An 18,107-nucleotide genomic window follows, 5' to 3' on the forward strand; every position below is an offset into this window, starting at 1 on the left:
CGCTCGGTGTCAGACCTGAGGCATGTCTTGGAAGCGCGAGTAGTGGCCTTGGAATGCGACGGTAACGGTGCCCGTGGGCCCGTTGCGCTGCTTGGCGAGGATGAAGTCGGCCTCACCCGCGCGCGGGCTGTCACGGTCGCCGACGGCTTCGCGGTGCAGCAGGATCACCATGTCGGCGTCTTGCTCGAGCGAGCCCGATTCGCGCAGGTCGCTGATGGCGGGCATTTTGTCGGCGCGCTGTTCAGATGCACGGTTCAGCTGCGACAGCGCAATGACCGGCACGTCGAGCTCTTTCGAAAGCAGCTTGAGCGCACGTGAGAATTCGGAGACCTCTTGCTGACGACTCTCCGACTTCTTGCCGCTCGAGAGCAGCTGCAAATAGTCGATGACCACCATGCGCAGCCCGTGCTGCTGCTTGAGACGACGGCACTTCGCTCGGATCTCGACCAGCGTGAGGTTCGGGCTGTCGTCGATGTAGAGCGGCGCCTCGGCGACACGCGCCTGCGTGGCTGCGAGCTTCTGGAAGTCGCGCTGATCGAGCGCGCCCTTACGCAGCGTCTGCATCGGAATGCTGGCCTCTGCGGCGAGCAGACGCATCGCGATCTCGGCTCGCCCCATCTCGAGCGAGAAGAAGACGGTCGGCGCGTTCGCGTGCACCGAAGCGTTGCGCGCCACATCCATGGCCAACGTCGACTTACCCATGGCCGGTCGGGCCGCGATGATGATCATCTGCCCGCCGGCGAACCCGTTCGTCATCGCATCGAGCTCGCTGAAGCCCGTGGGCACACCAAGCATGCCATCCGTCTGGCTGTTGGCCTTGTTGATCTCTTCGAGGGCGGCGTCGACGGCGAGGTGCAGGGGCACATAATCTTCACCCTGGCTCTCGCCCGTCACACCGTAAATCTCCGACTGCGCGACGTTGACGAGATCGATCGCCTCGCCTTCGCCGGCATACCCCATCTGCACGATTCGGGTTCCCGCTTCGACCAGACGACGCAGCAGGGCCTTCTCCGCGACGATCTCGGCGTAGAAGCTCGCGTTTGCGGCGGTCGGCACGATGCTGGTCACGGTGTGCAGGTACTCGGCGCCGCCCGCGCGCTGCAGCTCACCGCTCTTGGTGAGCTCGTCGGTGACGGTGATGACGTCGGTCGGCTCACCGCGGGAGTACAGCGAGAGCACCGCCTCGTAGATGACCTCGTGCTTCGGCACGTAGAAGTCGGGCCCCTTGAGCAGACCCGTAACATCGGCGACGGCATCTTTCGAGAGCAGCATGCCACCGAGCGCACTCTGCTCGGCGAGCAGATCGTACGGCGGTGTGCGCTCGTGCCCGCGCGACTCTTCTTCGACAAATGGGTCCGGTATGCCCAGGTGCGCGATCGACACTCGGTCACTTCCTCTCGCTGCGGTGGATTCGGTTACTGATCGATCAGACACCAGACCCCGGACATTCACGGTAGGGGTCAGGAGGTCCGGTATCAATCGCCCAATGGCGAACCGCTTTCCACCCTGTGGATAACTTGGTGAATAACTCACCGATCTGAGCCACATGTTTTCCACAACGCTGGGGAAAACATGTGGATGGCTTGTGGATGAGAAGTCATTTAGCTTATCTGATCTGGCTTTTTACTTTTCCACAGGGAAAAAGTTATTCAAGTCTCAGGTGCACATTGAATCTTGACGAAACGCCCGACATGTGGAGAACTTGCGCCACGCCGAGCGCAATTGATAGTGCTTTCAGATCCACATCCAAACTTCCTGTTCACGAGGCGTTCAGCGCACAGACCCCGAGAACACGACGGCGGGGTGCGACTCCGGATCACCGGAACCGCACCCCGCCGTGTCGCGAGAACGAAGCTTTAGCGCTCCGAGATCACCTGCAGCGTGATCTTGGCGTCGACACCCTCGTGAAGGTGGATGATCGCCTGGTACTCGCCCGTGGTCTTGATCGCGGGAAGCGTGATCTTGCGCTTGTCGATCTCTCCGATACCAGCAGCCGAAACAGCTTCTGCAACCGCAGCGGGCTTGATCGAACCGAAGAGACGACCACCGGTGCCGGTCTTCGCCTGGAGACGGATCTTGCCCGCCTGCAGCTTCGCCTTGAGCGCCTGCGCGTCTTCGATTGAAGCGAGCGCACGCGCGTCGCGGGCTGCACGGAGCTGCGCGACCTGAGCCTCGCCACCGCGGGTCCAGTGCACTGCATAGCCCTGGGGCACGAGGTAGTTGCGTGCGTAACCGGTCTTGACGTCTACAACGTCACCGGCGGAACCGAGGCCCTGGACCTCGTTCGTCAGAATAACCTTCGACATGTTGCTCTACTCCTTAGCGGCCGGAACCGGCGTAGGGGAGGAGAGCCATCTCGCGGGCATTCTTAACTGCCTTGGCGATGAGTCGCTGCTCCTGGACGGACACGCCGGTGATACGGCGGGCGCGGATCTTGCCGCGCTCAGAGATGAACTTGCGGAGCGTTGCGACATCTTTGTAATCGATGACGCCGACGGTCTGCTTCTTCGCGGGTGCGAGGGTCTTGGCGTTCTTACCGCGACCCGGCTTGCGGGCTGCGCCGCTGGACTTGCCTGCCATAATTGGTCTCTTTTCGTGATGCGTTCCGGCTGGGCCGGATCAAGAAGTTTAGAAGGGTTGCTCGTCGTCGAAACCGCCGCCGAAGCCGCCGCCGGAATCGCCCTGGCCCGAGTTGGTCCAGGGGTTGTCCTGCTGCTGCTGGGGCTGAGCTGCGGGCTGACCCCAGCTGCTCTGCCCGGCGGGCTGATTCGAGTTGCCGCCACCGAAGCCGCCAACCTGACCACGTGCCTGGCCGCGAGCGACCTGAGCAGTGGCGAAGCGGAGCGACGGCCCGACCTCTTCGACCTCAAGGTCGAGAGAGGTGCGCTGCTGCCCCTGGTTATCGGTGTAGCTGCGCTGGGTGAGGCGGCCCTGCACGATGACGCGCATGCCCTTCGTGAGCGATGCGGCGATGTTGTCGGCGTACTCTCCGTACGCGCGGCAACCGAGCCACAACGGTTCGCCGTCCGACCAGTCACCCGACTGACGATCGCGCACGCGCGGCGTCGAGGCGATCCGGAAGGTCACCCAGGACTTACCCGCCTGGCTGACACGCGGCTCCGGGTCGGCAACCAGGTTGCCAACGACTGTGATCAGCGGCTCACCGGCCATGAGCTACGCGCCGACCTTTGCAGCGGCGCGTGCCGCCTTGGCCTGGTCGCGCTTCGACTGAGCAGCGCGCTGGGCGATGAGCTCGTCGGAGCGGAGCACCTTGGTGCGGAGCACGGCCTCGGACAGGCCCAGCTGGCGATCGAGCTCAGCGGTGGCTTCGTGCGACGCGGTGAAGTTCACCACGACGTAGATGCCCTCGGACTGCTTCTTGATCTCGTAGGCCAGACGGCGCTTGCCCCAGATGTCGATGTTCTCGATCTCGCCGCCCGCATTGCGGATGACGCCGAGGAACTTCTCAATGCTGGGGGCAACGGTGCGCTCGTCGATACCCGGATCGAGGATCACCATCAGTTCGTACGGATGCATTATTGACCCACCTCCTTCGGACTTCACGGCCACAGGATTTCTGTGACAGGAGGGTGTTTGTGCATCGTGCCTCCGTGACGCACCGGTGCGCGGCACGCAGACAACCTCAACAGCTTAGCACTTTGCGGCCTCGTTGGCACCTGTGCGCTGACCTGCCGCCGCCACCCCGCCTAGGCTGATCACCATGCGGATCGCGCTCATCTCGATGCACACCTCTCCGGCGGCGGTGCCGGGGAGAGGCGATGCCGGGGGAATGAACGTGGTGGTCCGCGAAGCAGCCAGCGCTCTCGCCGCTCGCGGTCACGATGTTTCGGTGATCACGCGGGCGACCGCTGCCGAGCCCGCAGGCACCAGGCCACTGCATGCCAATCATCCCACCGGGGCACGATTGATCTCCATCGCCGCGGGTGATCCCGATGCGCCGAAAGAGGCATTGCCCGCGCTCGTTCCCGATTTCTCGCGGGCCATGGTCTCGCGGTTCGCGGACGATCACGCATTCGATGCGGTGCACGCGCACTACTGGCTGAGCGGAGTTGCGGCCCTTCCTCTGGCGGCGTCGTCTCGCGTCGTGCCCGCGATCACGCTCCACACCGTCGGGGCGCAGAAGAATGCGCTGCTCGCGCCTGGAGCACGCCCCGAGCCCCCGCTGCGCCTCGCCGCCGAGCGCGCAGTCGTGATGCGCGGTGCCGCGGTCGCGGTGAGTCGTGCTGAGGCCGCGGCGATCCGCCACGCGTCTGCGTTGCCGATTGCCAATGATCGACTCGTGCTCCCGGGAGTCGACACGTCGACGTTTCATCCTCGACCGCGCGATGTTTCCCGTGAAACACCGACGACGCTGCGTCTCACGGTGCTCGGTCGCGTGCAACCCCTCAAAGGCCAGGATCTCGCCGTGCGTGCCGCGGTCACGCTCGCGCAGCGCGATCCCGAACTCTGGTCGCGCACCGAACTGATCATTGCGGGGGAACCGACCCCCGGCGCGGAACCATTCGCGCGACAGTTGCGCGAGCTCGCCCGTCTCGGTGGCATCGCGAAGCAGGTGCGGTTTCTTCCCGCGCAGGATCGCGAGAGCGCCGCTCAACTGCTCGCCGAGAGCACGCTCGTGCTCGTACCGTCGCACTCGGAGGCCTTCGGCCTGGTCGCCCTCGAAGCCGCGGCGAGCGGCACTCCAGTCGTCGCGGCGGCGCACACCGGGCTCGTCGAAGCCGCGCCCGACGGCATTGCGGGTGCCCTCGTCGAGGGGCGGGATCCGGAGCAGTGGGCCACCGTCATCGCTGCACTGCTGCGCGACCCCGCGCGCCTCACCCGTCTGCGGCAGAGTGCGCGGCGGCACGCACTCTCCCATGATTGGAGTACGCACGCCGCCGCGCTCGAACGCATTTACGCGAGCCTGAGCCTCACCTGAAGCTCGCGCGAGGGCGCACTCGCCCTCGCGCACCAGGGTCACTCGCCCAGAAACACCTCGAGCTCCTCGCGCGCCGCGTGATCGGGCTTCTGCACCGGCGGCGACTTCATGAAGTAGGCCGAGGCGGACTCGACGGGACCGGCGAGGCCGCGATCCAGCGCCACCTTCGCGCTGCGGATGGCATCGATCATCGTTCCGGCGGAGTTGGGGGAGTCCCAGACCTCGAGCTTGTACTCGATGCTCATCGGGACGTCTCCGAAGCCGCGGCCCTCGAGTCGCACGAACGCGAATTTGCGGTCTTCGAGCCACGGCACATGGTCGCTCGGCCCGATGTGCACATCATCGGCCGGCAGGTCGACGTCGATGTTCGAGGTGACCGCCTGCGTCTTGGAGATCTTCTTCGACGTGAGGCGGCTGCGCTCAAGCATGTTCTTGAAGTCCATGTTGCCGCCGACATTGAGCTGGTACGTGTGGTCGAGCGCGACACCGCGGCTCTCCATGAGGCGAGCGAGCACGCGGTGCGTGATCGTCGCGCCGACCTGGCTCTTGATGTCGTCGCCCACGATGGGCAGCCCGGCGTCTACGAACTTCGCGGCCCATTCCGGATCGCTCGCCACGAACACGGGCACCGCGTTCACGAAAGCCACCCCCGCTTCGAGCGCCGCCTGGGCGTAGAACTTCACGGCGTCATCGCTGCCGACCGGCAAGTAGCACGCGAGCACCTCGGCACCCGAGTCGCGCAGCACCTGCGCCACATCGACAGGGGTGAGCTCCGATTCCTCGACCGCGTCGCGGTAGTACTCACCGAGCCCGTCGAGCGTCGGGCCGCGCTGCACCTCGATGCCGAGCGTCGGCACGTCCGAGAACTTGATCGTGTTGTTGTGCCCCGCCCAGATCGCTTCGCTGAGATCGAGGCCGACCTTCGTCGCGTCGACCTCGAACGCCGCCACGAACTCCAGATCGGAGACGTGGTATCCGCCGAGTCGCACGTGCATCAGGCCCGGAACCTGCTCATCGTCGGCGGCGCCGCGGTAGTACTCCACGCCCTGCACCAACGAGCTCACGCAATTGCCAACGCCCGCGAGGGCCACCTTCACACTCATCGCACCCCTGTTCTCCGTGTGATTCGGGCGCGAGAACGCCCAACGAGTCAGCTTAGCGAGACGGGGCGTGCGGTTCGGGGTCAGCCCCGCGCTTCGGCATTCGGCGTGCGCGACTCCGGTGCCGGAGTCAGACGACGGAACGCCTCGACCGTGCGGATGGCCTCACGCTGGCCGCCCACGTGAACAATGTCGTCACCATCGACGGTGAGTTGCGTCGCGTACCCGCGCAGCGCGGCGACCTTGCGGGGGAGCCACTCGGCGACATCGTGGACCTCGAGCGCGTCGGTGTCGGTCGCGTCGGTGTCGGTCGCGTCGGCAGCCGCCTGGTCGCCGACGATCTCCCAGAACGGGAGATCGAGCGCCTGGGCCACGGCACGCGCGAGGCGATGCGCAAACACGTGATCAGGGTGCCCGTATCCACCCCCGTCGTCGTAGCTCACAATAACCTGCGCACCCGACTGGTACGCAGCAGCGAGCAGATCGTTCAGCGCTTCGACGGCGGGCGCCGAGGTGAGCGCGTCGGGCCCGGCATCGGGCGCGGCAGTTGCGCGGCCATCGGGCCCCCACATCATGCCGGAGTCCTCGTAGATCACCGGCGGGAAGCCTTCGGCCCGCGCGGGTTCGACCCCCAGAAACGCGTGGCGCTCGACACCGAGCATGCCGAGTGCGGTCTTCAGCTCGTTCTGCCGCGCGACAGCGATGCCGTGCGCCGCGACCAGTGCCTCGAGCGGGCCGGCGACGACCTCGCCCTGCTCGCCACGAGTCAGGGTGACCAGCAACGGTTCGCGCCCGGCTTCGGCGAGCGCGGCGAGTGTGCCGCCGGTCGCGATGGTCTCATCGTCGGGGTGCGCATGCACGAACATCGCCCGGGGGCGCCCGTCGAACCAGGTCGCTGCGTCACTCATCGGGGGTCTCCTGTCGGGCGGTTCGAGACGAAGGGGGAAGGGAAGCGGCTGCGTGCTCCGCGAACCAGGCGCGCAGGCGATCGGCCGCGGCTTCCTCGCCGATGGGCCCTTCGTCGAGTCGCACCTCGAGCAGATACTTATAGGCTCGGCCAACGATCGGCCCGGGCGCGATACCGAGCAACGCCATGATCTGCTCGCCATCGAGTTCGGGGCGCACCGCGGCGAGCTCCTCGGCTTCGGCGAGCTCATCGATGCGCCGCTCGATGTCGTCGTAGGCGTGCTCAAGCCGCTCCGCCTTGCGGCGGTTGCGGGTGGTCACGTCGGCGCGCGTAAGAATGTGCAGTCGCTCGAGCTCGGCGCCGGCGTCGCGCACGTAGCGTCGCACGGCGGAGTCGGTCCACTGCTGGTCGCTGTACCCGAAGAAGCGCAGGTGCAGTTCCACGAGTCGGGCGACGCGCTTCACGGTGTCGTTGTCAAAGCGGAGTTCGCGCAGCCGCTTCTTCGCCAGCTTCGAACCCACCACATCGTGGTGATGGAAGGTGACGCCTCCGCGTTCGAATCGCCGTGTCGCCGGTTTGCCGATGTCGTGGAGCAGTGCGGCGATGCGCAGCACGATATCGGGTTCGGTCGATTCGGGATCGCGCCGCTCGATCTCGAGCGCGATGGCCTGCCGCAGCACTGTGAGGCTGTGTTCGTAGACATCCTTGTGGCGTCCGTGGTCGTCTTGCGTCTCGACGAGCGCGGTCAGCTCGGGGAGGAAGCGCTCGACGAGTCCGGTCTCGACGAGCAGGCGAATCCCGGGTTCCGGATCGGGTGCCGAGAGCAGCTTCACGAACTCATCGCGAATGCGCTCAGCCGAGATGATGTCGAGGCGTTCCGCGAGTTCGTACATCGAGGCCTGCGTTTCGGGGGTGACCGCGAATCCGAGCTGCGCGGCGAACCGTGCGGCTCGGAGCATGCGCAGCGGGTCATCCGTGAACGAGATCTCGGGTGCACCCGGCGTGCGGATCGTGCCCGCCAGCAGATCCTCAACGCCACCGGAAACGTCGACGAGTCGCAGATCCGGCAGCATCAGCGCGAGCGCGTTGATCGTGAAGTCGCGCCGCACGAGATCGCCCTCGATGGAGTCGCCGAATTGCACGTCGGGCTTGCGGGAATCGTCGCGGTAGATCTCAGCACGATACGTGGTGATCTCAACAGTTTCGCCATGTACTTTTGCGGCGATGGTGCCGAAGTCGCGCCCCACATCCCACACATTGCCCGAGATCGAATCGAGAATGGCACGCGTCTCATCGGGACGAGCCGACGTCGTGAAGTCGAGATCGGTGACCGGGCGGCCGAGCAGAGCGTCACGCACCGGCCCGCCGACGAGAGCGAATTCGTGGCCGCGTTCGGCGAATGCCGCGGCCAGCGTGGCGACCGGCGCCGAATCGGCGATGGCGCGCACGGCGTCCATCGAGGCAGCGAGGGAGGGCATCTCCCCAGGGTACCTGGGTCCGCTCCACGACCCCGTTCCCTACACTTGGCGCTATGCCTTCTCTGCCCCGAGTTTCTCTTCGCGTCGCCGGCGCCTGGGGACTCGCCGCCGCAGTCGCACTCGGCGGATTCCTCGGGGCCGTGCCGGTGGCGGCGGCACCGGCTGCTGCGACTGGGGTTCGCGTCGGATCGCCCGAAGCGGCTGCGCAACCGGTCGAACGGCAGACCGAGCAGCAGGCCGATTCCGAGGACTCAGACGCTGCGACGCCGAGTGCCGATCTGGTCATCGCACCGCAAGACACCGTGCTCGAGCCCGGCACGAGCGATGTGCAGTTCAGTGTGCTGGTGCGCAATACCGGTGACGTCGACCTGCCCGCGGGGCAACTGTCGCTTGTCATCGGATCCCGGCCCCTCGCCGATCTCGATGCGCTCACCGAACTCGACGGTGAATCGCCCGGCGTCGCCATGGCCATCGGTGCGGCCGAGATCGGCGCAACGGCTGCGGGGGAAGAACAGACGGCAACGATTGCGGTGGCGCGCTCCGAGCTGCCGCTCACCGCGTCGTCGGATGCCGGCGTCTATCGCGTACAGGGCACCCTGACGTTCGCCGCGACTCCGGCATCGGGGCCTGCGGAGTTCGATGACGACGACCCCGAATCACCGGGCGACCTCATTGCGACCACCCCGCTCGTCTGGCGCGGCGCCGGCGAGGCCACCGTGCCCACGAGCCTCATCGTGCCATTCGTGCTGCCCTCCGACATCCGCACCCTGCCCACCCGGCAGCAGCTCGACGAGCTCTCGCGCAACTGGGATCGTCTGCTCACTGCGGCGCGTTCGCACCGCGCCACCCTCGCGATCGATCCCCGCATCATCGCGGGGATTCGCGCGTACGGAGACGACGCACCGCGCAGTGCGCAGCTGCTGCTGGGTCGCCTCGAGTCGACCGCTCTGCCGTCGTTCCTGCTGCAGTTCGCCGATGCCGACCCCGCTGCTCAAGCGGCCCTCGGGTTCACCTCGCTGCTTGAACCCACCAGCCTCGACTTCGTATCGCGATTCGGCACATTCCCAGACGTGAGCACCGACATCTCCGGCGACTCCTCCGGTCAATCGTCAGATGCGACAGGCAGCGATAGCGGCACCGATACTCCCGCCCCGAGCAGCACCCCGTCACCGTCACCGAATCCCGCACAGGATGCAGGTGACGAGGCGAACGCGGACGCGGACGAGGCGAATTCGCCGGTCGATGCCGACGAGCCCGACGTCGCACTCCCGAAACTCACCGAGCTGCTGGAGTGGCCCGCAGAAACCGCAGCGACCGCATGGCCTGCCGGCGGACGCGCCGATTCCGAAACGCTTGAGCTGCTCGAACGCAGTGGAATACGCCAACTCGTGTTGAGCTCGGACGCCGTCACCCGCACCGGTGGGCCCCGAGCCGCACTCGGCGACGCGGAAGCAACCGTCACCGATGCCGGCCTCGACGCAGCTGCGCGCCGCGCGCTCGCGGGTGCTTCAGAGACCGAGCGCTCAGCCGGGCTCGCCGACCTCGCCGCACGACTCGTCATCGAAGCGCAGTCCGGCTCCACCGGCGTGGTCATCGGTCTCGACCGCGGCGCCGTCGGCGATGCCGCTGATCCCGCAACCCTGCTCGACGCACTCGACCGTTTCACCTGGGCGACACCGACCGCCGTGTCAGACCAGCCCGTCGGCAGCGCGCGCCTCGACGAATCGGGCCCGTCTGAAGATCGCCTCGAACTGCTGCGCTCCGCCGCCAACCGAGAGGCCTCGGTCGCCGAGGTTGGCGCCGTACTCGTGCACCCCGAATATCTGTCGGGCTACCAGCGCACCCGACTCCTCGAGCTCTTCGCCACCCGCTACGCCGACCCGGACGTCGACTTCGCCGACGCGGCCGCCGCGTTCCGCGCGCGCGATGCCGAACTGCTCGATGGCGTGCAGGCCATCAGCACGGAGCACATTCAGCTCGTGGGCAGCTCGACGCGGGTTCCCGTGCAGATCAAGAACGCTCTCCCGTTCGATGCAGTCGTCACCGTGCAGGTCGATCCGGCATCGGCGGCCCTCTCGGTAAGCGAGCGACGCTTTACCGACGTCCTCGTGTCCGCCGAGGCCAATGAACGAGTACTCGTCCCCGTGCGCAGTCGCGTCTCCTCGGGCGAGTCCGGTCTGGTCGTCGGCATCTCGACGGTCGACGGCACCCACACCGTCTTCACGGGAACGCTCTCCATTACCATCCGCAGCAGTGTCGAGACCATCGCATTCTGGGTGCTGGGCGTCCTCGCCTCAGCACTGCTCGGATTCGGCATCTGGCGCAGCATTCGCCGTCGACGCGCACGCCGCGACCGGCAGGGCGATCCCGCGCCGACGCCCACTGTTGACGCCTCAGCGCACTCCGAAGCGGCAGGAATACCGCGCACCTAGGATGGGTTGTACCCACCGAGCGGCCCCGGCCGCGAATTCCGTCACCGGTGTGCAAGGAGCCTCATGCACCAGATCATCATCATCGGATCCGGCCCCGCCGGGTTCACCGCCGCAATCTACGCTGCGCGCGCCGGCCTGCAGCCAGTGCTCTTCGCGAGCTCCGTCGGCATCGGCGGCGAGCTGATGAACACCACCGAGGTCGAGAACTTCCCCGGCTTCCCGGAGGGGGTGCAGGGCCCCGACCTCATGCAGAAAATGCAGGAGCAGGCGGAAAAGTTCGGCACCGAGGTCATCTACGACGACATCACCGAGGTCGACTTCACCGGCGAGATCAAGCGCGTCACCGCCGGCGACGGCTCCGTGCACGAAGCCCACACCGTGATCTATGCGACCGGTTCGGCGTACCGCAAACTCGGCATTTCCGATGAGGATCGCCTCTCCGGTCACGGCGTCTCGTGGTGCGCGACCTGCGACGGCTTCTTCTTCCGCGAGAAGACGATCGCTGTCGTGGGCGGCGGCGACTCCGCGATGGAGGAAGCCACCTTCCTCACCCGCTTCGCCGACAAGGTGTACGTGATCCACCGCCGTGAAGAGCTCAAGGCGTCGAAGATCATGCAGCAGCGCGCATTCGACAACGAGAAGATCGAGTTCGTGTGGAACTCCGAGGTCGCCGCAATTCATGGAGATGAGCAGCTCAGCGGTGTCACGCTGCGCGACACCGTCGACGGCACCGAGAGCGAACTCGCGCTCGAAGGCTTGTTCATCGCGATCGGCAACGACCCTCGCACGCACCTCGTGCACGGCAAGCTCGATCTCACGGAAGACGGCACCATCGCGGTAGAAGGGCGCACCTCGCGCACCTCGTCGCCCGGTGTCTTCGCTGCGGGTGACGTCATCGACCCGTCGTACCGCCAAGCCATCACCGCCGCGGCATCCGGAACGGTCGCCGCGCTCGATGCGGAGCACTACCTCGCCGCACGCGAGCAGGCCGAGCACACCGCTCTCGCCGCCGTCTAACCAGCAGAACTGTCAGAAGGAGTCATCGTGTCCAACGCAATCACCGTAGACGAGCAGAATTTCGAGCAGGCCGTGCTCCAGAGCGACGTGCCCGTGCTCGTCGACTTCTGGGCCGAATGGTGCGGCCCGTGCCGCGCTGTCGCACCTGTGCTCGACCAGATCGCCGCCGAGCAAGAAGGCAAGATCATCATCGCGAAGCTCAATGTCGATGAGAACCCCAACCTCGCAGCTCAATTCCGCATCACCTCGATCCCCGCGATGAAGGTCTTCAAGGGCGGCGAAGAGGTGCGCGAGATCATCGGCGCCATGCCGAAGCCCATGATCGAGGAGCACCTCAACGGCATCATCTGAGCGCACTCGCGCTGCTCAACGGCTGTGGCCGGGATCCCGATGAGGTTCCCGGCCACAGCCGTTTGTCATGAGCGCTCTCCTCGGGTGCTTCGGTGCTGCCGGGCCCAAGCGCAGAGGCGACCCGGTGCAATAGCGCGGTTCGGCGAGATCAGCCCCGCTCGTTGCTTTCGGCGAGTTCGGCCAAGCGATCGACCGACGCACGGAGCGCATCTGCGGTGAAGGATCGCGCCCGCTCGAATCGACTCTCATCGGTGAGCCCGCTCCAGTCGTAAGTGTGCCGCACCAGCGTCGTGCTGTCGCCGATTGGTTCGAGTTCCCATCGCCACACATGGCCGGGTTGCGGCTCGTCCACCGGGCTCGGCTTCCACGCGATCAGTCGGCCCTCGACGAACTCGACCACATGATTCGCACGCACGTGACCGCTGGTGTTGTGCATCACGAATACGTCGCCGATGCCGTGCACCCGCTGGCCGGCGGCGGCCTCGCTGAGATTGTCGTTGCCATCCCACTCGGGTTGCCGCGACGGGTCGGCGATCAGTTCGAACAGTGCAGCGGCATCGGCTGAGACGACTCGCTCAGCTGTGACGATTCGGGATTCTTCGCTCATGACGACAGTCAAACACATCTGAATGCTGTGCGAAGCTGCGACCTCGTAAACGCTATGCCCCGAACCCCGGGTCTCCGAGGTCGGAAAGGATGCGCTTCAGATCAGCGATGGTGGCAAAGTCGATGACGATCTGCCCCTTCTTCGCACCGAGCTTCACCGCGACTCGCGTATTGAAACGGTCGCCGAGACGATCAGCGATCTCACCCAGCTGCGCCTGCACGCCGCCGGCCCGAGCCTTCGGCCCGCGACGCTTCGGCTCATCAGATGCGGCAGATTCTGCGGCGCGCACGGACAGGCCCTCGTTTACCACCTTGTCGGCAAGACGCTGCATGGCATCGATGTCGCCATCGAGTGACAGGATCGCTCGAGCATGCCCAGCTGACAGCACTCCGGCAGCAACCCGCGCTTGCACCGTCTCGGGGAGACGCAGCAGGCGAATGGTGTTGGAAATCTGCGGGCGCGAACGACCGATGCGTTCGGCGAGCTGTTCCTGGGTGATCCCGAAGTCGGCGAGCAACTGCTGGTACGCCGAGGCTTCTTCGAGCGGGTTCAGCTGTGCGCGATGCAGGTTCTCGAGCAGCGCATCTCGGAGCATGTGCTCATCGGCGGTGCTGCGCACGATCGCGGGAATCGTCTCGAGTTCCGCCCGCTTCGAAGCACGCAGTCGACGCTCACCCATGATGAGTTCGTATCGCGGCCCCTGCTCGGGTACCGGCTCAATAGCACGGACCACGATCGGCTGGAACACCCCGAACTCGCGGATGCTGTGCGTGAGCTCGTCGAGCGCCTGCTCGTCAAACTCCGTACGCGGCTGCACCTGATTGGGCACGATGTCGCTGACATCGAGTCGAGTCAGGCGGGCGCCGGGCACCTCTTGCAGCTGTTCGTCGGCTGCACTCGGTGCAGCGATCTGAGGTGTGGCAGCCACAGTCGTGCTCTCGACATCAACCGGCGACGAGCTCGCCGGGAAGAAGACGTCAACCGGACGTTCGCCCGTCGACGGCGACTGCGGAATGAGCGCGCCGATACCGCGCCCGAGGCCGCCTCGTTTCTTCGTCGCCATTCCGTTACGCCTTTCCGTCTTCGTGAGTGCCGGCCGCCACCGGCTCGCCTGCTCCGCGATCCGCCATCTCGGCAGCCGCTTCGAGGTATGCAAGTGCTCCGATCGATGCCGCATCGTACGCATGCACCGTCTGGCCGTAGCTTGGAGCCTCCGAAATCCTCACGGATCTCGGGATGATCGCTCCGAGCACCTGCTCGGGGAAGTGCGACCGCACCTCCCCGGCGACCTCCTGAGCGAGATTCGTGCGGGCGTCGTACATCGTAAGCAGAATCGTTGAGATGCGCAGCCCAGGATTGAGGTGCTTCTGAATCAACTGGATGTTGCCGAGCAACTGACTCAAACCCTCGAGTGCGTAGTACTCGGTCTGAATGGGAATCAGAACTTCGTCAGCGGCGACGAATGCGTTCACAGTCAGCAACCCCAGTGACGGCGGGCAATCGATGAAGACGTAGTGGTACGTGCGCTCCGAGGCTTCAAGGAAGTTCTGGAGTGCCGTGCGCAGTCGCTGCTCACGTGCAACCAACGAGACGAGTTCGATCTCGGCACCCGCAAGGTTGATCGTGGACGGAACGCACCACAAATTCTCGTGATCCGTTGTCGGTTGCAGCGCATCAGGAATGTCGTCATCGCCGAGTAGCACGTCATAGATGCTCGTGATTTCTGGCCGATGCGGCACTCCGAGGGCTGTGGATGCATTGCCCTGCGGGTCCATGTCGATCACGAGTACATTGGCGCCGCGTCGTGCGAGCGCCGAAGCGAGATTGACGGTCGTCGTGGTCTTACCGACGCCACCCTTCTGATTCGACACGGTGATAATCCGTGTTGCATCGGGAAGTGGCGAGACGGTCTCGGCAAGTTTGCGCCGTCGCCGAATCTTGTCGACGAGGTGGTCGCCGACGAGCGATTTCTCCGCTTCAGCCATGTCTCACGATTTTAGCCCGAAAGACGCGCGTCGTTTCAGCCAGCAATCCTGCCCCGAGCTCTTCAACTCTGACGTCGCGTACCCGATACTTGCGGAGCGCTTTCTCCGCGGTCTCGATCTCGGCCTCGACAGATGCCCCTTTGAGAAACAGCATCTCCCCACCGTCGACGAGCAGGGGAGCGGTCAATGGCACCAGCTTGCGAAGAGCAGTCACCGCCCGCGCGGTGATCTGGTCGACCTCGAACGCATCGTGGTACTCCTCGGCACGCCCCCGGCGCACTTCGGCATTGGTCAGGCCGAGGGTGTCGATCTGCTCTTGCAGCCAGGCGCAGCGACGCTCCATGGGTTCGATGAAGATGAAGTGTGCCTCGGGCCGCACGATGGCCAGCACGAGTCCGGGCATGCCGCCACCAGTGCCGATGTCGGCGACCTGTGCGCCAGTGCGGATAAGCGGTGCGAGTACCGCGCTGTTGAGCAGATGACGCGTCCACAGGCGAGGTGCCTCAAGCGGGCCGATGAGGCCAAGCTCTTCTCCTCGCCCGCCGAGATCTGCAGCGAAGGCTCGCAGCAACTCGATGCGGTCTCCGACGATCTCTGCTGCAGCCGCGGGTTCCTGCTCGATGACCACGTCATCGGACATGGGGCTCCTTCCGGAGTTTCACGTGAAACGAGTACGAGTTCAGGCGGCGCTGATCACGAGTCGGCGATCGCGACCTTCGCCGCGCGACTCGGAGTGGTACCCGCGTGATGCCACCTCGTCGTGCACGAGCTTCCGCTCGTACGATGACATCGGTTCGAGTTCGACGGTACTGCGCCCGGCAACGATCTGTGCAACTGCGCCATCGACCATGCGTTTGAGCTCAATCGCTCGGGCGTCGCGCGATCCACCGACATCGACGATCAGCCGAGAGAATCGCCCAGTCTTGGCCTGCACGGCGAGTCGCGTCAGGTCCTGCAGCGCCTGAACCGCATCGGGGCCGGCGATCCGATCGAGATCGGCGCCGCCGCCCGTCACTGATACGTAGGCACGACCATTGGCGACGTCGATGTCAATATCGCCGTCAAGGTCAGCGATATCGAGCAAGCCCTCAATGTAGTCGGCGGCAAGGTCACCATCTGACTCGAGATCGGCCAGGCTCAGCTCTTCGGTCTCCGTCTCGGGAGTTGTCGTTTCAGCGGTCACGCTACTTGCCCTTCTTCTTCGCACGCTTGGAGCTGAGGGGCTGCTGACGCTGGCCCTCCGGGGGAGCGACGATCTCTTCGCCACGGGCCTGGGCACGCTTTTCGTCATCGGTGAGCTTTCCCTTGGCCTTCAGTCGCGCCTGACGTTCACGCCACGCGTCGCTGCCGGGCGTCGGCATGTTGCGGATGACGATGAACTGCTGCGCCATCGTCCACAGGTTGGAGGTGAACCAGTAGACGTTGAGTGCGAGGGGGAATGCGACGCCCGAGAAGAGGAACGCGAACGGGATGATGTACAGCAGGATGCGCTGCTGTCGGTACATCGGAGAGTTCTTCGTCTCATCCGAGACATTCTTCGACATGATCTGCAGTTGGGTGAAGAACTGCGAGCCGATCATCAAGACGACGTTGATACCGAGCAGCACGACAACGGTCCAGTTGCCCGATTCCCAGCCCTGGGTAAAGGTCATCTTCAGCGGTGCGCCGAACAGCGACGCAGCGTTGAAGTTGTTCGTGAGCTCCTTGGTCATGAAGCCGATGCCCACCGAGTTGTCGGCAGCGTGACGCAGCACGTAAAAGAGCGAGAAGAAGACGGGCATCTGAATCAGGATCGGCAAGCACGACGAGAATGGGTTCGTGCCGTGCTTCTTGTAGAGCGCCATCGTCTCGCGGCTCATGGCCTCGCGGGAGAACTGATCTTTCTTGCCCTTGTACTTGTCCTGGATCTTCTTCATCTCCGGGGCAAGATCCATCATGCGACGCTGCGACTTGATCTGTCGTACGGTCACCGGAATCAGTGCCGAACGCACCACGACGACGAGTCCGATGATCGAGAGCACCCAGGTGAGACCGGATTCGGGATCCATACCGATCCACGTGAACGCCTGGTGCCAGACCGCGAGCACGAGCTCGACGAGCCAGCGAAGCGGCCAGAGAATTGTTTCGAAGAAGTCCACCGGGTTAAGCCTTTCGCTCGATGGGGCGGACGAAGCCGCGGGTGTTGGTCACGTAGTGTGCATGCGCGCGCGGAGGGACATCATCGACGCCGCCGGCGGTGAAAGGATTGCAGCGCAGCAACCGCCACGCAGTGAGCGCGGTTCCGACCGTGAAGCCGCGAAGTTGATACGCCTCCACAGCGTATCTGGAACACGATGGATAATACCTGCACACTTCGCCGTACAGTGGCGAGACAAGACGCCGGTAGGCGTGCATGCAGGCAATCGCAGTATTTCGGGGGAGGAGCCAGATCTCGTGAATGATTCGGATCATGCGCGTGCTGCTTCTTTGGTGGAGGTGATCCGAGCAAGCGCCCGGGTCATCTCTTGCTCGAGTTCGGCGAAGCTCGCGTCCGCCGCCCCAGAAAGCGCGCGGAAGACCACATCGATTCCGGTGGCCCCGCCGGCGATCTGTCGATCGACGACAGTTTTCATTCGGCGGCGCACCCGATTGCGCGTGACCGCGTTCCCCACAGCCTTGGAAATGATGAAGCCATAGCGTGCTGGCGTGTCTTCCCCTGAACGCAAAACCGCGTGGGTGATGCATAGTGCACCACCCACGCGGCGGCCGGCACGAAGAGTGCGCCGGTAGTCCTCACCCCGGGTGACACGATTGCGCCTTGCGGGCATGATCGAGCTTCGGGGTGCAGAAATTACGCGGTGAGCTTCGAGCGGCCCTTGCCGCGACGAGCTGCAACAATGGCGCGACCGGCGCGGGTGCGCATGCGGGCACGGAAACCGTGCACCTTTGCGCGGCGGCGGTTGTTGGGCTGGAAGGTACGCTTGCTCATAGTGAAGGCTCCGTGACTTATGGAATAGATCCCCGAGCGTCTGAGCGTCGAGGAAGTCGGATGTTGGCAACTCGCGTTCGTACGTTCACCGATGAATGTTGTTCGTCGGTGGGCATGCGACTACGCGCTCGCGTGTTACGAGCTACCCATACAAGGTCTTTACTCTACGCGCTTCGGGCCGTTCCGTCAAAGTTGTCAAGCGTATCGCGCGGCATGTTCTCCGACGCTCCGGCACCGACTGCGGTGAAATCGTGCAACTTTGACCGGCGGACTTGCCTGTGGACAAATCTGTGACTAACGTTGGCGCAAGCATTTCCACACGG

At 64.9% G+C, this 18,107-nt stretch carries 21 protein-coding genes; 4 read left to right on the plus strand and 17 right to left on the minus strand.

The genetic code is table 11. The features are described 5' to 3' along the window. Nucleotides 1-9: 9 nt before the first annotated feature. The 5 genes from dnaB to rpsF all read right to left on the minus strand — a co-directional run bounded on the left by dnaB (nucleotide 10) and on the right by rpsF (nucleotide 3,537). On the minus strand, nucleotides 10-1,383 hold the full coding sequence (gene dnaB / locus ACZF5Y_RS16480) for a replicative DNA helicase (RefSeq protein WP_053386041.1): 1,374 nt from the start codon (nucleotides 1,381-1,383) through the stop codon (nucleotides 10-12). A gap of 473 nt (nucleotides 1,384-1,856) precedes the next feature. Beyond that, complete coding sequence (rplI, locus tag ACZF5Y_RS16485; RefSeq protein ID WP_497533763.1) at nucleotides 1,857-2,306, minus strand: 50S ribosomal protein L9; 450 nt, start codon at nucleotides 2,304-2,306, stop codon at nucleotides 1,857-1,859. A 13-nt stretch (nucleotides 2,307-2,319) separates the two neighbouring features. After that, on the minus strand, nucleotides 2,320-2,580 hold the full coding sequence (gene rpsR / locus ACZF5Y_RS16490) for a 30S ribosomal protein S18 (RefSeq protein WP_053351443.1): 261 nt from the start codon (nucleotides 2,578-2,580) through the stop codon (nucleotides 2,320-2,322). 48 nt (nucleotides 2,581-2,628) lie between these two features. Continuing rightward, nucleotides 2,629-3,171, minus strand: a complete 543-nt coding sequence (ssb, locus tag ACZF5Y_RS16495; protein ID WP_053351442.1) for a single-stranded DNA-binding protein — start codon at nucleotides 3,169-3,171, stop codon at nucleotides 2,629-2,631. A gap of 3 nt (nucleotides 3,172-3,174) precedes the next feature. Beyond that, nucleotides 3,175-3,537, minus strand: a complete 363-nt coding sequence (gene rpsF, locus ACZF5Y_RS16500) for a 30S ribosomal protein S6 (protein ID WP_497533764.1) — start codon at nucleotides 3,535-3,537, stop codon at nucleotides 3,175-3,177. 184 nt (nucleotides 3,538-3,721) lie between these two features. On the opposite strand from rpsF, the gene ACZF5Y_RS16505 reads away from it, so the two are divergent. Further along, nucleotides 3,722-4,939, plus strand: a complete 1,218-nt coding sequence (locus tag ACZF5Y_RS16505) for a glycosyltransferase (RefSeq protein ID WP_497533765.1) — start codon at nucleotides 3,722-3,724, stop codon at nucleotides 4,937-4,939. 38 nt (nucleotides 4,940-4,977) lie between these two features. Here ACZF5Y_RS16505 and ACZF5Y_RS16510 read toward each other — a convergent pair whose 3' ends face one another. The 3 genes from ACZF5Y_RS16510 to ACZF5Y_RS16520 form a co-directional block, all read right to left on the minus strand. Next, entirely contained in the window at nucleotides 4,978-6,042 is a 1,065-nt protein-coding gene (locus tag ACZF5Y_RS16510) for an inositol-3-phosphate synthase (protein ID WP_497533766.1), read from the minus strand. 80 nt (nucleotides 6,043-6,122) lie between these two features. After that, nucleotides 6,123-6,947, minus strand: a complete 825-nt coding sequence (locus tag ACZF5Y_RS16515) for a PIG-L family deacetylase (protein WP_497533767.1) — start codon at nucleotides 6,945-6,947, stop codon at nucleotides 6,123-6,125. Further along, nucleotides 6,940-8,424: a CCA tRNA nucleotidyltransferase gene (locus ACZF5Y_RS16520; protein WP_497533768.1), complete on the minus strand. Its 1,485-nt coding sequence runs from the start codon at nucleotides 8,422-8,424 to the stop codon at nucleotides 6,940-6,942. Before ACZF5Y_RS16520 ends, ACZF5Y_RS16515 begins: the two co-directional genes overlap by 8 nt. Nucleotides 8,425-8,477: 53 nt before the next feature. On the opposite strand from ACZF5Y_RS16520, the gene ACZF5Y_RS16525 reads away from it, so the two are divergent. The 3 genes from ACZF5Y_RS16525 (at nucleotide 8,478) to trxA (ending at nucleotide 12,224) form a co-directional block, all read left to right on the plus strand. Continuing rightward, the gene (locus ACZF5Y_RS16525; RefSeq protein WP_497533769.1) at nucleotides 8,478-10,856 is read left to right on the plus strand and encodes a DUF6049 family protein; all 2,379 of its coding nucleotides are present in this window, start codon (nucleotides 8,478-8,480) and stop codon (nucleotides 10,854-10,856) included. 63 nt (nucleotides 10,857-10,919) lie between these two features. Next, nucleotides 10,920-11,873, plus strand: a complete 954-nt coding sequence (trxB, locus tag ACZF5Y_RS16530; protein WP_497533770.1) for a thioredoxin-disulfide reductase — start codon at nucleotides 10,920-10,922, stop codon at nucleotides 11,871-11,873. Nucleotides 11,874-11,900: 27 nt separating this feature from the next. Next, nucleotides 11,901-12,224 (plus strand): thioredoxin, encoded by a 324-nt coding sequence (gene trxA, locus ACZF5Y_RS16535; protein ID WP_053351434.1) that lies wholly within the window; start codon nucleotides 11,901-11,903, stop codon nucleotides 12,222-12,224. 148 nt (nucleotides 12,225-12,372) lie between these two features. Here the strand turns inward: trxA and ACZF5Y_RS16540 are convergent, their stop codons facing one another. The 9 genes from ACZF5Y_RS16540 to rpmH are packed head-to-tail and all read right to left on the minus strand — an operon-like array spanning nucleotide 12,373 to nucleotide 17,784. Further along, nucleotides 12,373-12,831, minus strand: coding sequence for an SRPBCC family protein (locus tag ACZF5Y_RS16540; RefSeq protein ID WP_497533771.1), 459 nt, complete (start codon nucleotides 12,829-12,831; stop codon nucleotides 12,373-12,375). A gap of 52 nt (nucleotides 12,832-12,883) precedes the next feature. Further along, a complete protein-coding gene (locus ACZF5Y_RS16545; protein WP_497533772.1) occupies nucleotides 12,884-13,894 on the minus strand; it encodes a ParB/RepB/Spo0J family partition protein in 1,011 nt (336 codons plus the stop codon). A 4-nt stretch (nucleotides 13,895-13,898) separates the two neighbouring features. After that, nucleotides 13,899-14,816: a ParA family protein gene (locus ACZF5Y_RS16550; RefSeq protein WP_497533773.1), complete on the minus strand. Its 918-nt coding sequence runs from the start codon at nucleotides 14,814-14,816 to the stop codon at nucleotides 13,899-13,901. After that, nucleotides 14,809-15,456, minus strand: a complete 648-nt coding sequence (rsmG, locus tag ACZF5Y_RS16555) for a 16S rRNA (guanine(527)-N(7))-methyltransferase RsmG (RefSeq protein ID WP_497533774.1) — start codon at nucleotides 15,454-15,456, stop codon at nucleotides 14,809-14,811. The genes ACZF5Y_RS16550 and rsmG overlap by 8 nt, the downstream gene beginning before the upstream one ends. Before the next feature lie 39 nt (nucleotides 15,457-15,495). Further along, on the minus strand, nucleotides 15,496-15,999 hold the full coding sequence (locus ACZF5Y_RS16560; RefSeq protein ID WP_497533775.1) for a Jag family protein: 504 nt from the start codon (nucleotides 15,997-15,999) through the stop codon (nucleotides 15,496-15,498). 1 nt (nucleotide 16,000) lies between these two features. Next, nucleotides 16,001-16,954, minus strand: a complete 954-nt coding sequence (gene yidC, locus ACZF5Y_RS16565) for a membrane protein insertase YidC (protein ID WP_497533776.1) — start codon at nucleotides 16,952-16,954, stop codon at nucleotides 16,001-16,003. A gap of 4 nt (nucleotides 16,955-16,958) precedes the next feature. Then, nucleotides 16,959-17,267: a membrane protein insertion efficiency factor YidD gene (yidD, locus tag ACZF5Y_RS16570; RefSeq protein WP_497533777.1), complete on the minus strand. Its 309-nt coding sequence runs from the start codon at nucleotides 17,265-17,267 to the stop codon at nucleotides 16,959-16,961. Then, nucleotides 17,264-17,623, minus strand: coding sequence for a ribonuclease P protein component (rnpA, locus tag ACZF5Y_RS16575; RefSeq protein ID WP_497533778.1), 360 nt, complete (start codon nucleotides 17,621-17,623; stop codon nucleotides 17,264-17,266). Before rnpA ends, yidD begins: the two co-directional genes overlap by 4 nt. A 23-nt stretch (nucleotides 17,624-17,646) precedes the next feature. Further along, nucleotides 17,647-17,784 carry a 50S ribosomal protein L34 gene (gene rpmH, locus ACZF5Y_RS16580; RefSeq protein ID WP_010155609.1) on the minus strand — a complete coding sequence of 46 codons (138 nt, stop codon included), beginning with the start codon at nucleotides 17,782-17,784 and terminating at the stop codon, nucleotides 17,647-17,649. Between the last annotated feature and the right edge of the window lie 323 nt (nucleotides 17,785-18,107).

This window comes from Leucobacter sp. WKLB1 (genome assembly GCF_059696215.1).

Bases quoted from the DNA above. Each gene is read 5' to 3' on its own strand.
- trxB (WP_497533770.1), top strand. From the start codon at position 10,920: ATGCACCAGATCATCATCATCGGATCCGGCCCCGCCGGGTTCACCGCC.
- rplI (WP_497533763.1), bottom strand. From the start codon at position 2,306: ATGTCGAAGGTTATTCTGACGAACGAGGTCCAGGGCCTCGGTTCCGCC.
- ACZF5Y_RS16505 (WP_497533765.1), top strand. From the start codon at position 3,722: ATGCGGATCGCGCTCATCTCGATGCACACCTCTCCGGCGGCGGTGCCG.
- ACZF5Y_RS16550 (WP_497533773.1), bottom strand. From the start codon at position 14,816: ATGGCTGAAGCGGAGAAATCGCTCGTCGGCGACCACCTCGTCGACAAG.
- ACZF5Y_RS16515 (WP_497533767.1), bottom strand. From the start codon at position 6,947: ATGAGTGACGCAGCGACCTGGTTCGACGGGCGCCCCCGGGCGATGTTC.
- rpsF (WP_497533764.1), bottom strand. From the start codon at position 3,537: ATGCATCCGTACGAACTGATGGTGATCCTCGATCCGGGTATCGACGAG.
- ACZF5Y_RS16525 (WP_497533769.1), top strand. From the start codon at position 8,478: ATGCCTTCTCTGCCCCGAGTTTCTCTTCGCGTCGCCGGCGCCTGGGGA.
- ssb (WP_053351442.1), bottom strand. From the start codon at position 3,171: ATGGCCGGTGAGCCGCTGATCACAGTCGTTGGCAACCTGGTTGCCGAC.
- ACZF5Y_RS16540 (WP_497533771.1), bottom strand. From the start codon at position 12,831: ATGAGCGAAGAATCCCGAATCGTCACAGCTGAGCGAGTCGTCTCAGCC.
- ACZF5Y_RS16510 (WP_497533766.1), bottom strand. From the start codon at position 6,042: ATGAGTGTGAAGGTGGCCCTCGCGGGCGTTGGCAATTGCGTGAGCTCG.
- rsmG (WP_497533774.1), bottom strand. From the start codon at position 15,456: ATGTCCGATGACGTGGTCATCGAGCAGGAACCCGCGGCTGCAGCAGAG.
- ACZF5Y_RS16545 (WP_497533772.1), bottom strand. From the start codon at position 13,894: ATGGCGACGAAGAAACGAGGCGGCCTCGGGCGCGGTATCGGCGCGCTC.
- ACZF5Y_RS16520 (WP_497533768.1), bottom strand. From the start codon at position 8,424: ATGCCCTCCCTCGCTGCCTCGATGGACGCCGTGCGCGCCATCGCCGAT.
- rpmH (WP_010155609.1), bottom strand. From the start codon at position 17,784: ATGAGCAAGCGTACCTTCCAGCCCAACAACCGCCGCCGCGCAAAGGTG.
- yidD (WP_497533777.1), bottom strand. From the start codon at position 17,267: ATGATCCGAATCATTCACGAGATCTGGCTCCTCCCCCGAAATACTGCG.
- rpsR (WP_053351443.1), bottom strand. From the start codon at position 2,580: ATGGCAGGCAAGTCCAGCGGCGCAGCCCGCAAGCCGGGTCGCGGTAAG.
- rnpA (WP_497533778.1), bottom strand. From the start codon at position 17,623: ATGCCCGCAAGGCGCAATCGTGTCACCCGGGGTGAGGACTACCGGCGC.